General features: G+C 43.8%; 7 protein-coding genes and 1 riboswitch. Of the genes, 1 reads left to right on the top strand and 6 read right to left on the bottom strand.

Annotated features, from left to right (window positions below):
• Positions 1–54: 54 nt before the first annotated feature.
• Positions 55–152: riboswitch (TPP riboswitch) on the bottom strand.
• Positions 153–402: 250 nt separating this feature from the next.
• Entirely contained in the window at positions 403–627 is a 225-nt protein-coding gene (locus H8S84_RS09210) for a hypothetical protein (RefSeq protein ID WP_230407119.1), read from the top strand.
• 274 nt (positions 628–901) lie between these two features.
• Here the strand turns inward: H8S84_RS09210 and H8S84_RS09205 are convergent, their stop codons facing one another.
• The 6 genes from H8S84_RS09205 to H8S84_RS09180 form a co-directional block, all read right to left on the bottom strand.
• On the bottom strand, positions 902–1,777 hold the full coding sequence (locus H8S84_RS09205; RefSeq protein ID WP_187067027.1) for an aldose 1-epimerase family protein: 876 nt from the start codon (positions 1,775–1,777) through the stop codon (positions 902–904).
• Positions 1,778–1,787: 10 nt separating this feature from the next.
• The gene (locus H8S84_RS09200) at positions 1,788–2,309 is read right to left on the bottom strand and encodes an AAA family ATPase (RefSeq protein ID WP_187067026.1); all 522 of its coding nucleotides are present in this window, start codon (positions 2,307–2,309) and stop codon (positions 1,788–1,790) included.
• A 95-nt stretch (positions 2,310–2,404) separates the two neighbouring features.
• On the bottom strand, positions 2,405–5,071 hold the full coding sequence (locus H8S84_RS09195; protein WP_187067025.1) for a PKD domain-containing protein: 2,667 nt from the start codon (positions 5,069–5,071) through the stop codon (positions 2,405–2,407).
• Positions 5,072–5,751: 680 nt separating this feature from the next.
• Complete coding sequence (locus H8S84_RS19985) at positions 5,752–8,352, bottom strand: PKD-like domain-containing protein (protein ID WP_222621623.1); 2,601 nt, start codon at positions 8,350–8,352, stop codon at positions 5,752–5,754.
• A gap of 717 nt (positions 8,353–9,069) precedes the next feature.
• Positions 9,070–12,489 (bottom strand): Ig-like domain-containing protein, encoded by a 3,420-nt coding sequence (locus tag H8S84_RS09185; protein ID WP_187067024.1) that lies wholly within the window; start codon positions 12,487–12,489, stop codon positions 9,070–9,072.
• 693 nt (positions 12,490–13,182) lie between these two features.
• On the bottom strand, positions 13,183–14,529 hold a 1,347-nt coding region (locus H8S84_RS09180), incomplete at its 5' end, for a T9SS type A sorting domain-containing protein (protein WP_222621622.1).

Genomic DNA, 14,529 nt, shown 5'->3' with positions numbered 1-14,529 from the left:
GATAAAAAGTTTGACATAAAAATTTATGCCAGGGGGAGTAGCATGACGCTACCATTTATTACCGTTTTGTATTCCCTTCGACGGCATTACCCGCATCAGGTTCAATGGGTATGATCTCAGCCCGTTATATTAAGGCACCCCTAACAAGGACAAAGGTAGGGGGCATTTCCTTATTAATCAAAAATAAATGTAGGCATATGGGCAGACGTACACTACAGGCTGGTTAGTAGCGTGTTATTTTTCCTTAAATGCAAAAACCACAGACGCAGAAAGTACGTTGAAAACAGTAAATGGCATATATTCCTCTACATAGCCCTTTGCACCAATAAGAATGTAGCAGAAGCCAGCTGAAACTATTAATGATTAAGTAGAACTGTGATGATGATCAGCATTTTGTATACAATGGCGCTCCTAACCATACTAGCATATTATGCTTTTGCCCCACGCAGAAGATTTAACCACCCCCCATCAACAGACAACGACGATGACGGAGGTGAGCCACTAGGAGATGATTTACCAGATTTAGATCTGCCACCCGGCATTTCATTGCCGATAAGTGATTTTGAACCAAGATACGACATCCGGAACATTAAAGTACCAAAGTTCCCGGAACCGTCCCTGCACTGACTGAAAAACTAAAATCCCCGATTGTACGCCAATCGGGGATTTTAGTTTTTATGATTTAGATTTACCCACACCTCCCCCTCCCCACGCCATTAAATTAATGTTTCCTGTCATCTCGACCTTTGGGAGAGATCTCTATTAAATTCCTTCTGCACTAGTTCTAAAAAGATCTCTCCTTTCGTCGAGATGATAGCTTGAGTTTAAGTTTAGAGCACTGAGTCAGGGATAGGATTTATATCATCAAAGTATAGATCGCAATTCGCGTTTTATACTTCCTTTACCAAACCCTGATGCTAAGTGTGCGCTCGAACACCTGCTTCGGGCCCAGTTCGTTTATTCCCTCTTTGTCTTGTAACTCGCCGCTGCCGTTTGTGCTGCTGGCAATACCGCACCATGGCTCTATGCAAACATAAGGCGACGGCCCCGGCTTAGCCCAAATACCCAAGTATGGAAATCCCTGAAACTCTACCTCTATCTTTCGTGGACCCGTATGGCTTGCCAGTACCAGTCTTTCTGAATTCAGGTCCTTCAGTATGATGGCGTCTTTATCAAAATACTGGTGCCGGAGCGGCAGTATATTGCTTTGCTCCTCAATCAGCTCGGTTTCGCCGGTTTGTAGGCCGTTTTCATCTATCAGGTAGCGGCGCAGCGTTTCTTCCTGCTCAAATTCGAGGTAATAGTCTTCATACTGCTCGTTGGGGTACAGCGGCACGTTAAAACCCGGATGGGCTCCTACCGAGAACCACATGGCTTTCTTATCTTCGTTAAATACATTGTAGGTTACCTCCAGCCTATTATCATTCAGTTTGTAGGCCACCAGCAACCTAAACTTAAACGGGTATTGTGCCAGTGTTTCCTCATCATACTCCAGCTCAAACACCAGCTTTTTATCACTCTCCTCTCTCACTTTAAAATCTTTGCTGCGTGCAAAGCCATGCCGTTGCATGTGGTAGGTTTCGCCATCATAAGTATACTGCTGTTTTGGCAGCTCCCCTACAATCGGAAACAGGTTTGGGGCATGGCTAGCCCATACAGCCGGGTCCGCCACCCAGATCATCTCCAGGTCTTCGTCATTTTTGATAAAATGCTGCAGTTCTGCACCGTGGCTTTCGATGCCTACTTTAAAATATTCGTTCTCGAGAAAGTGTAGCATAGCTTGTTTCTTAATTAGATTTCGGGAGCAGACTGTTAACGTGCTGTTGTGCCATAGCAAAACGCTCCTGCTGTTGCCCTGTTATTTCTACAAATGGTACCTGCATGGCCTCCAACTCACGCTTATACCAATCAAAGAAGAACTGGCGCATGTGCGGGTGCTCACGCTGCGGGTCTGGCTCCCACGGCAAATCAACGCCCATTAGCAGGCAAAGGTTATAGTCCTGCAGCATTAGTTTTTCAGATATCCAGGCAGGGCACTCGCCAAAAGCATGTTGGCTCCATATCTTGAGCACAAGCATATCGGTATCGGCAAAAAGTATAGTGTTTGCCTGCTGCATGGCCTGCTGCTCCAGCTCCCACTGTCCGCGCGCAATAGCCTCTATATCCTGCAAAGTATAAGGCCTGTTTAAGTTGCCTACATAAGTGCGCGCATACTCCGGCACCCACACCGTATTGTAGTGTTGCGCTAACTGCTCCGCCAAAGTAGACTTGCCCGTAGACTCAGGTCCTGTAATCGCGACTTTAAGCATATACCAAAGGTCGTAAAAAATACGCTATAAGTATAAAACAAAGCTGCCCCGGCACCAAAGGCACCGGGGCAGCTTTCAGCATTATGTCTAACTTTTTATTTTCTCAGAATCAGCTTCACGGTTTTCACCTCGTTGCCGCTCACGATGCGGGCAATATAGATGCCGTTCAGTAAGCTACGTCCGTCAACTTCCACGTTAGTCAACTGTCCTGCCTGTGCAGTACCTTTCTGAAGCTCTTTCAGCAGGTTACCTCTTAGGTCGTATAGGTTTGCCACATACTCGCCGCCCTTCACAAAAGTAAACTCAACGGTAGTTCTGTCGCTGAACGGCATTGGATAAGCCACTGCTTTGTTGCTTTCGGCGCTTGCCATCGGCACTTCGTTGCACGGGTTCTCCACTTCGTTTTCGATGCAGAACTTAAGCTCGTCGAAGGCGCCGGAGCCGGCCAAGTGCATCATTTCGTTGCGGCCATCCAACACGATCTTCATCTTCATCACCCCTCTTGTATTACCCAAGTCTACTGTCTGGCGGCTGTTATTGCCCAATGCCTGCAGTTTCACCTTGTAAAGCTCCTGCCCTTCGTCTCCGTACAGGTATATCCACGAGTTGCTCTCATAGCCGTCGATGTCCAAGGCACGCATGGAGGTCATTACTACAGGGCCAGTCTGTGCGAAATCAAGCACTAACTCACCACCCCACTGGTTGTCGTTTGGCACGTTGGTCTGGTCCTGGTTAATGATCAGCACATGATGCCAGTCTACAGTGTACAAGTCGGTATCGTCGCCGGTAGGTGCCTGCGTATCGAAAATGGCAGCATGGTTTTGTGGAGCATAGCTTCCATCCGGGTTACGCTTATGACCAAATACAGACACCGGGCCCGCTGGTGTATTAAGTACTGAAACCAAGCCCATTTTCTCGTCGCTGAAGTTCTCCATATGGCAGGTTAGTTCCGGCTCTGGCGTTGGTTGCGGTGTTACAATAGCAGTAGCTGTTGCAGAGCACCCGTTTGATTTTTTTGTTACCGTTAAAATATAAGTACCGGCCACTGTTACAGTCGGGTTTTGCTCTATAGAGGTAAAGCCGTTTGGTCCTGTCCAGCTGTAAGTTACACCTGGTGTGGTAGAAGAGCCTTTTAGCTGCAGTGCACCTGTAGCGCAGCTTAGCATGCCTCCGGTTGCCTGTGCAGTTGGCTTAGTATCGTCCATAGTAACTACTACCACATCAGTAGCCTCGCAACCTGAACGCGAATTCACAACTTTTAAAGTATAAGTACCTGCCGCGTTCACAGTTGGTGTAAGCGTATGTGCTCCCGATACAATATTGCCTCCGTTGCTGGCTGTCCAGGATACACTTCTCCAATGCTCCGGCACAGACGTAGAGCCATCTAGCATAATCGAAGTGTTTTTGCAACTCAGCTCTTTGTCGAGTCCTGCACTTAAGATTATTTCTTTATCTTCTGTTACTGAAACCTGTTTTGACGCTGTACAACCATTGGCCGGATCCGTAACTGTTAACGTATAAATGCCCGCTACAGAAACCTCAATTCCCTGGGTTGTAGCTGTAAAGCCATCCGGACCAGTCCATTTGTATGTAGCACCCTGCACTGAAGAATATCCGCCTAACATGGCAGTAGGTGTTGTACAGGTAAGATGCGGCACAGAAGGCGTACTTATGTTTACATCAGGCGCTACTTTATTTTCTGCTACCACTACCACATCTGATGCGGTGCAGCCACCTCTTGCTGTTGTAACGGTTAAAGTATAAGTACCTGCGGCGTTTACAGTTGGTGTAAGCGTGGCGCCTCCGGATACAATGTTACCACCATTGCTGGCTACCCAGGCATATGTTGCCCCCATTGTTGCCGAACTACCATTTAAGACTACGCTTGTGGTGGTACAGGTAAGCACCATGTCGTCGCCGGCGTTCGCATCCGGGGTGGTGCAGCAGGCATTCACCATCACCATACTTGTATGCATGTCTGTCTTAGCCGGGCTAGAGGAGTCTGTTACGGTAAGCTTAACCATCTTTTCGCCGGTGCTCATATAAGTATATGTAGCGTTCTGGGTGGTTGCATCTGTTACACCGTCGTTATTAAAGTCCCAAGCATAAGTATAAGGTGCTTTGCCTCCTGTTGCAGAACCGCTTACAGCAATAGTTTCGTAGCGGTTATTTTCTGTGCAGGAAGCCCGTGCTGTAAAGCTGGCAATAAGCGGCGCCTCTACAACAATAGGTGCTTCCCGGCGGCATTTCGATGGCACAATAGAAGAGCAGGTAGTCGGGTTCACGCAGAAGTCTGTGTTACCCGTACCCCAGGCAACAAAAATATCCACCAGCATAATTTTTTTGCCGCAAGTCCAGTTTACAGGAGTCGGGTATTTAAGAATATTGTTGTTGCCCGTCAAAGCCACACCAAAACAGTTTGCCACAGCTTGGTCGGCCATACCATCAATTTTAAGTGTGCCCAATATAAAGGCTCCTACTCTTGGTGTATTAGTAGATACCACCAGGTGCAGATAGGCCTGTACCTGTTCGCCGGGTGTGCAGGCCGACGTTAAAGGAACACCATTTACATCTGCCAGGTATACCCGCTGCACTGTTACATCATTAGAAGTACAGTTAAGGTCTGGGCATGTTTGTGCGAACACATTAGAAGACACAAGCAATGCCGAGATCAGTAGCATTAGCAGGTGCCATTTCATATTCGATGGCTTGGGTGATGACGCATAGCGCTCGCCATACTTGTTTCGGTATAAGTAATTCATAGTGATGGGTTTTTATTGTTTATTGGTTTATAAATGATTCTGAAAAATGTGGGCACAGCAGTGCCACCCAATGCTGAGAAGCAGCGGTAGACAGGACGGCTGCAAGTATCATTTAAGGCTGATACATAGCATTACCTTCCGGTAATTAGGGGCTTGCCCCAAATAATGTTCTTTGGTTCTTAAGATTTGGTGAAATGGTAACCCTGGTGCTTTGCTCCATTATCTGTAGTATAAATAATAGTAGTAGCTGACGCAGTTTTCCTGCATCAGAAAGCATTAGGGCTTAGGATAGGTACTATTGGCGCGGTAAATACCACTAACTGATTAGCCAGTGCATTTGCAATCTAGCTAAAGCGGTTAATTGCATTTTAGAGTAGTACGGATTTAAGCATAAAAGTATATAACTATTCCTTTATTTAATTAAATAAATTATAATATTCAGCAATAACAACAGGTATAAGTATACATGAAATGGGTGAACAGTATAAAAAACAAAGTTGGGGATAGTGTCTAAACATGCTTCTTCTTATACATCATCTTCATGCAGAAAAAGCTTTAAGAGGGAAGTATAAATTTACCCACACAGCAAGCCAGTTTATACTTAGCTTAAAATAATAAAAAAGCGGCACCAGAGGTAGCCCCGGTGCCGCTTTAAAATTCTATTTAATAAAATATTACATCTAATTGTTCTTCTTGAGTAGCTTAACAGTTTTAGATCCTGAGCCGCTAACCATTCGGGCCAGGTACATGCCATCTGCCATACTTCTTCCGTCTACTTCAATCTGGGTAACCTCTCCTGCTTTTGCAGTACCAGACTTCAGCTGGCGTACAAGCTGCCCCTTCATATCGTACAAGTTGATCTCATACTTGCCGGACTGCTCTGCCTTAAACTCCAGTGTTACATTCTGTGAGAATGGTACTGGATAGGCAGTTAGTTGATCTTCAGTTTTAGGTTGCGCATCTGTTTGTATGGAGCTGGTGGTTTGGGAAGTTATTCTTGAACCTTCTCCTTGACAGGATGTTGAAGCTACACAAGTAATATCGCTTACTTTCCTAACATGTAGTGAGTAACCAGCACCTGCTGTAAAGCTGAAAACAGGACTTTCAACCCAATCCTTATTGTTATTGCTAAATTCATAGCCTAAACCATATTCTTCTAAAGGCTCTACTGATTTAACTATTTTAAGAGTTCCTGAAGACGATGAGCAATCAGGATAGGTTAATATAGTTACATTCGGCGTAGATAGAGCTGAAGGTTGAGATGCCATAGTTCCAGTAGTAGCAATAGAAATACAGGTCGTGTTTTTATTTCTAACAATAATGCTATAGCTTGCTCCACCTGCTACTGTAAAAGAAGTAGTTTCCTGCCAGCTAGTACCACCATTATTGCTATACTCGTAATCGATACCGTTTCCATCAAGTGGTGCTGTAACTGTTACAGTACCGTTATTATTAGAACAGGTTGGCGGTGTAGTATCTAATGTTGGGGCTGACTGGGCGGTATAATAATTTACAGTTATATCTGCTGAACTAGGTGTACATGTACCATTAGATATAGTCCAAGTAAATACGTAAGTACCTACCGCATCAACTGTAGCTGTTGAGCTACCTGTGTTAATATTACTGAAGGTTACTGATCCTGGACCACTTTTTTTACTCCATGCACCTGTGCCTACATTTGGAGTATTGCCACCGAGAGAGGTAGAAGTTAATGTTCCACATCGATTTTGTGTACCTCCTACCGTAGCAGCAGTTGGACTTTCATAAACTGTTATTTTCACTGGGGCAGAATTAGCTGCAGCACATTCACCACTTTTTACTACTGCCCTGAACCAAGTATCTTGAGTAAGTACTCCTATTGATGCAGCTGTTAATGTATTAGTAGTATTTGCAATATCTGTCACCCCTGATATAAAATTATCTGATGTCGATCTCTGCCATTTAACTATATTACCTACATGGCCACTTAAAGTAATGTTATTTGCAGGTTGATTACCACTGCACACATTCTGGGCATTACCTACGCTACCTCCAAAAGTAGTTGGATCAACCGTCACTGTAACTGTAAACGGGTTACCTGCACATCCACCGGACTTTGGTGTTACAGTATAAGTTAACGTTGCAGAATTACTCGAATTATTTTCAAGTGTTTGGCTTATTGAACTTGCATCTGTTTGTGAAGTACCGCCCGATATAATACCTGTAGGACTGCTTACTGGCTCACCCCATGTATAAGTTGTATTTGCTGGTACTGTATTATTATTATCTGAAATTAAAGTTACAGTAAATTTCCCTCCACTACATATCGTAGCTGTTTTATCAGTTATGATAGGGTTAGTACAACAGGTTTCAGGCGTATTCACTAATGTCTGTTCAGTATCAACAAGTGGTATAGGACTGGTCTGATCTGTAACTGTTAGCTTCACTGTAAATGCATTACTGCTAGTTGGTGTATAAGAATAATTAGTAGCTGTAGACATTTCTGTAAATAGTTCTGCTGGAGCTACTTTAACTTCCCATTTATAACTAAGACTTCCGAACCCTCCCTGTGAAGTATTTGTAAATGTATAAGTTTTAAAAACCGGATTATTCTGATCGCAGGTAGTTACAGTAGTAAAGCTGGCTGATAAGGGAGCAACAACTGTAATACTCTCGTTTGAACCATAAAATTTACATTTTGGGGCAATTTTTTTACAGTTGGCAGCTGTAATTAACCCATTGTAATTCCCTTCAGTATCTTTGGATAAGTAATTGCAGATGCTAGGATTAGTTCTTGACTCAACTGCATTGTTCCAAGCTGTATAAACATCTTTGAGCTGAATTTTTGTACCACAACTCCATGTAATAGGTGTTCCATCAGCATATTTATCAACATAAATTATATTTACGCCTTGCGGAAAATCCTTAGAATCACAGTAGGCTAATGACTTAGTAATTTTAGCATCATTTATGTATATATCAGCTATAACTGCAAAACCATAGCGGGTTTGAGATGTAACATCAATGGTAACTTTTAGACTTACATTAAAAGTTTGTCCTACATCACAAGTTGTTGCCATATCTGTATAACCCGCACTTGTTTTTTGTACGAGCCTAACTTCTGAAATCCGCATATCACCAGATACGCAATTACTACCCGGGCATGGGCCTTGGGCATAAACGGACTGAGCTAGCAAGATTAGGCCGAAGCAAAATAGGAGACAGAAAAATTTTGGCAACCGGTACAGCCGATTGGATAGAATCATCTCCGTTCTCAATTGGTAAAAGTCAAATTGTTTCATTGTTGTTGGAGGTTTTGTTTAGAAAGCTTTTAAGACGTCATTAAAAACCGGGCAAAGCAAATCCGTTTAGCCAATGTTATGGTTTTATTAGCTGTAGCAATTACTTGCGCTGTAACAAGGTGTCTGATTTAGATTTTGACCAATACTCACTTATGTGAGCAGTTGCTTTGGGCCTGGACGCAACAGGTAACCCCACCAAATTGCAGTGAGCCTGCCGCCATACTTTTCATAAAGCGTAACCATCATGTATAGTTTGGGAAACAAGTGATCAGCTGCTGTAAACTTTACCGCAACGTACTAAAGGGTTTGGAGGTGGGGTAAGGAGGCGCTTATACTCTAACTTCTTCAATTATGTTGATGTTATTCAAATACAGACGCAGTTAGTAAGGAGATATTTTCCTGCACTAATTCAGCAACATACTATCAACAAAACAATATTATGCAAAATATTATTTAAATAATATTATACTTATAACATCGATCCTATATAGTAAGTAGAGGATAGTGTTATGAGGGTGAGTAGACGATAATATGAAGTATAAGTTCAGCAGTTGGAAGCCAAGAACGCTCAAATATACTTATACATATCTGTGTTACAACACAGTATATTTATAAAAGAATACTTTGAATATTTTGATAAAAAATAACGGGGTGCCAAGAGCAAGCTCCCGGCACCCCGCCTTTCTAAACAGCCTCCTTACTGTTTGTTATGTTGGTTTATCGTTTCAATAGTAACTTAACAGTCTGTGATCCGGAGCCAGTCACCACTCTGCCCAAGTACAGGCCTTCTGGTAAGCTTCTGCCGTCAACCTCAACCTGGTTTACTACGCCAGCCTTGGCTTCGCCAGATTTCAGTTCCTGAACTAGGGCACCTCTCATGTCGTACAGGCGCACGGTGTAGCTCTCATCCACAGAAGTAGTGAACTCGATTGTGGCCTTGTCAGAGAACGGAGTCGGATAAGCTTTCAGATCACCAGCTTCAACCTCGCCTATACCTTGTAGAGAAGAAGATGAACTAGAGCTTATTGGTCTGTTATGAGCATCTATAGAGCAACCAGCGTTGTTCATCATATCAAGCTCTGTTGCTAATGCACCTGCAGCATTTTTAGTACCAGCAGCAAATGCTGCATTCACTCTACTGATAATCTGGCTACTAGTCAACTCATAATCCACATGTGGATGACAAGCATTTAATAGGGCTGCTACACTCTGACGTGCTAAGTTATAGATACCGCCGCCGCCTAGATTAAGCACGTCAAGCAATTCCATATTTTTAAGTTCATCAGGTGCACTTGCAAATATACTACCATATAGAGTGGTTGGTGAGTAACATGCCCAGCTACCTGTATGGTTCTTCCAGTAGCCTAAAGTACAGCCTTCAAACACATCGCAAACTTCAAAGTTCACAATTGCAGTAGCAGTCGCTGCTAGACATGGGCCTGCAGGATCATTTGTTGTGTACGTAAGTGTAACCGGCACTCCAGCCTCAAGAGCTGCTGCACTTGGTGTATACACATTACCAACTACAGTACCCATTCCCATTGGCACGCTCCAACTTCCACTGGTTGCTCCGCCACCAAATGTACCCATTAAAGTTACCTGTCGTGGCTGAGTACATCCTACAGTGTAAGGTCCACCTGCGTTAGCAGTAGCTGCTGGGTAAATAGTAACTGTTCTTGTATCACTAACTGCCACGCAAGGACCAGCTCCATCCGGATCGGCACTTGTTAACTGCAAAGTGATAACGCCTACATAATTGGCTGCCACTGTCAGGCTACCACTTCCTAGCGTACTGTTGCTAAGCATATTACCCGCGTTAACTGGGTTAGAGGAAACAATAGACCAGGTACCAGTATTAGTACCTCCGCTAACGGTTGCTCCTGTTAAAGCAATAGCTTGTGTAGTACTTAACTGGCAACGCTCAAGATTAGCACCTGCCTCTACCACTGCAGCTGGGCCTATAGTTACAGTTCTTGTATCACTTACCGCAGGGCAAGGGCCTGCTCCGTCAGGATCAGCGCTTGTCAATCTAAGTGTAATTACACCAGTGTAGTTAGCAGCAACTGTCAGGCTTCCGCCAGCCAATGTAGTATTGCCTAACACGTTACCTGCATTAGCTGGTACTGAAGACACGATTTCCCATGTACCTGTTGAAGCACCGCCTGTTACACTAGCACCTGTTAACGCTATAACCTGTGCTGAAGAGGACTGACAACGGGTTAAGTTATCACCAGCATCTACAATTGCAGCTTGATTTATAGTAATTGTTCTTGTATCGCTAACTGCCACGCAAGGACCAGCTCCATCTGGGTCGGCACTTGTTAACTGCAAAGTGATAACGCCTACATAATTGGCTGCTACTGTCAGGCTACCACTGGCAAGTGTGTTGTTACCAAGCACATTGCCTGCGTTGGCTGGCACAGAAGATACAATAGTCCAGGTTCCTGTTGCAGCGCCACCGGTAACTGATGCTCCTGTTAGAGCAACTGCCTGAGCTGAAGCAGATTGGCAACGCACAAGGTTATCGCCGGCATCAACGACAGCAGCTGGCCCAATTGAAACGGTTCTTGTATCGCTTACAAATGGACAAGCTCCAGGAGGGTCTGCGCTTGTTAGTTGTAGTGTGATCACACCAACGTAGTTGGCAGCCACAGTAAGGCTACCACTAGCCAATGTGTTATTACCCAACGTATTTCCTGCATTGGCTGGCACTGATGATACAATAGTCCAGGTACCAGTAGTAGCACCACCTGTTATACTTGCACCAGTTAGAGGAACCACTTGAGCAGATGCAGATTGACAACGGGCTAAATTATCACCAGCTTCTACCACAACAGGCGTTTGAATGATAGCCTGTACAGAAGTTCTAGTACTTGGGCATCCATTAGCGCCAGTAGCACTGATCCAATAATCTTCAGTTGCATTAAGACTAGGAGTAGTAAATGTGGTGCCTGTATGAAGTATTGTTGTAGATGTTTGGGTAGCATACCATCTGTAGGTAACACCACCCAGTGGGTTAGATACTGCTAATGTTACTGTACCAGGACCGCATCTGTCAACGTCTAACGCACCTGGAGCATTCACCGGTGTTATGTCTGCGTCAACTTCTATACTACGAGCCCCTGACTCACAGTTACTAGCTGTATTTATCGCTGTCAGGCTATAAGTACCATCTTCTAACCCTGTAAATACTACTGGGTTACCAGCAGTTGCTACTATAGTTTGATTAAACCCATTACCACTTAATTTATAAGATAAACCAACAATTGGACTAGTAACAGTAACTGTTCCCTTCACTAAGCATGTTTCATCTGTTGCTGTGCCCTGAGGTATAGCAGGCTTGATATCAATGCTACCTAAAGCAAAATCTTGCAGTGAAGCAGTTAGCGACTGTGAATTTCTTGTTTCAACTAAGAATCTACTAAAGCACAAATCGATACCTGATCCGCATAAATTCACATATCCCTCAAAAAAGGCACCTGCTTGATATTTGCCAGCTGGACCAGATTTTGACTGATAACTTAAACCTGATGGTACATCCATCTGAGTTGTGTTTGTAATACCACATCCTTGAACAGATGTTTCTACTAATGAGCCACTACTCCATATATAAGTTACTGGCGCTGCTGTTCCACCGCCGTTAACAAAGTTAACCACTATCAGGATATCACCATCCGTGTGAGTGCCGCTAAAAGTTCCATCAGGATTAAGACTTATATTCGGATCTTTATAAAACCAAAACCCAATAGCAGCATCACCATTAACAGCATAGCGGTCAGCGAAGAAGCGTAATACACAGCCATCTACAAGCGCGGCTCCGGCATTAATGATGTCACCTTTATCATTAGCAGTACCAAGTGCCCAGGCGTTTTGATTTATTTGATTCCCGTCTTTTGATCCTTCAGTAAACTGATCATCAACATTCGAGTTAAATTTGTCTGTAATCTTGGCAGTACCAGGTCCGCTAAGTGGCCACCCTGCTGGATTACCATCGCAATAAGAGGCTGGAATTTGCCCATAAGCATTACCTGAAAATAAAAAAGCAACTACTACTACCATGGCGATTCGCCATACTAGCTGCAGCTGCTGTGAGAGAACATTGCCTGTTCTACTCGTGTAACAAGAAAATTTGTTCATAGCTGTAAATGTTTAAATTACATAAATTGTTTTTGATGATTTGCGGCTGATTTACTTTGCCTGATGCACACCGCCGTATAAAATGGACCTTAACCACTTTGCAGGCGCAAAGTATAGCTGGGTAATTTTAAGGAGGCTGTGAAATGAAGGCAACAGATTTACAGCCTACCTTTTTCAGATGGTAGGTTTTTTTCATGATCTGTTTTTAAATTGTTAAAGAATCAGCTCTAAAAGGGGAGTTTAGATCCTGTACACCAGCTTATTATTTCGGTGTTGTGTTTAAATGCCTTGGTAACTAAAGCTGTAAGTTTTGTTTAACAAATATTAATCAACAGGTTATAAATTGTAGCTTAATCCATTATACCTTCAGCTATTGCATTCTGCTGAATATCTGTAGCGCTATTACTTACTCATGCAATACAAATGTCTTATACTGCATTTCATCTTCTCTTATTTGTTTAACGAGAGATATAATTTCTTGTACTTAAATTACACAGCTTTAAAGTTAAACGCTTATTAACCTTAGTAAATAAATGTTAACACAATGCAAATATAAATACAATATATACAATACATTCATATGTATAAGCTAGCTAAATTATAACAGATTAATCTAAAAATAACGGGGTGCCAAGAGCAAGCTCCCGGCACCCCGCCTTTCTAAACAGCCTCCTTACTGTTTGTTATGTTGGTTTATCGTTTCAATAGTAATTTGACAGTCTGTGATCCGGAGTCGCTCACTACTCTGCCTAAATACAGGCCTTCTGGCAGGCTTCTGCCGTCAACCTCCACCTGGTTCACTACGCCAGCCTTGGCCGCGCCAGACTTCAGTTCCTTCACAAGCGCTCCCTTCATGTCGTACAGACGCACGGTGTAGTTCTCGTCCACAGAAGTGGTGAACTCGATTGTGGCCTTGTCAGAGAACGGAGTTGGATAGGCTCTTAAGTCACCCTCAGCTTCGCCTATACTTTGAAGTGAGCTAGATGAAGTTGCTGAAAGTGCAGTAGTTCCATTAGTTTGAGAAGATACACAAGCAGATGGATTGCTAATAGGAATGTTGTAAGTATTATTACCTGCTTTGATCTCTATATTAATTGGAGTTTGTGTTTGGTTACCAGCAAGAGTGAACTCAAAAATGTCACATGCGTTTCTGATTCCTTCCCCAATTGTTTCAAACTTAATTCCATTAACTTTATTACTTATAGGCACAGAAACTCTGTAGCTTATGTTAGGATCACCAGGGTAGTTATATACAGACCCATTAACTGGTGACACAACTCCTATTCTTCTGCCTATAATGAAAGCTATGTAAGATAGCGCATTAGGACATTCATTTGCACATACTCTAAACCTAAAAGTAGTAGTATTGCTACTCTGGTCATAGTTGGCCATTGATACGCAAACACTGTAGCAATCAACTACTATTGGTACTGTCCAAGATACTGTGTTAGTTTCAGTGGCGGTGTTACCGCAATCATCTGTTGAGGTGAATGTACGTGTTTGAGAACGATAACATCCTTGGCCTTGAACAGCACCGTCTGATGCAGTAACGGTCACATTTCCACAGTTATCAGAAGCTGTGGCTGAACCAAGCGCTGCCTCAAGTTGAGCTTGAGTAGGCGCAACACAGTTACTACCTGTAAGAGGTGTGCTACTTACTGTAATCACTGGGGCGGTGGTGTCTACAGTCCAGGACACGGTGCGGGTCGCGGTAGCGGTGTTGCCGCAGGCGTCGGTCGCACTGAAAGTCATGGTCTGGGAACGGGAGCAACCGTTACTTGAAACTGTACCTGGGGTAGCAGTCACGGAAGCTGTGCCGCTGCAACCGTCAGAAGCTGTTGCTGTACCGAAGGCAGCAGTAATCTCTGAAGCAGTCGGGTTACAGCCTAGAGTTGCTGTGTGGCCAGTCACCGAAATCACTGGGGCGGTGGTGTCTACAGTCCAGGACACGGTGCGGGTCGCGGTAGCGGTGTTGCCGCAGGCGTCGGTCGCACTGAAAGTCATGGTCTGGGAACGGGAGCAACCGTTACTTGAAACTGT

Source organism: Pontibacter cellulosilyticus, assembly GCF_014306105.1.
Taxonomy (GTDB): Bacteria; Bacteroidota; Bacteroidia; order Cytophagales; family Hymenobacteraceae; genus Pontibacter; species Pontibacter cellulosilyticus.
Note: the sequence above shows the minus strand (reverse complement) of the source record. Positions and strands in the feature narration are given on the sequence as shown.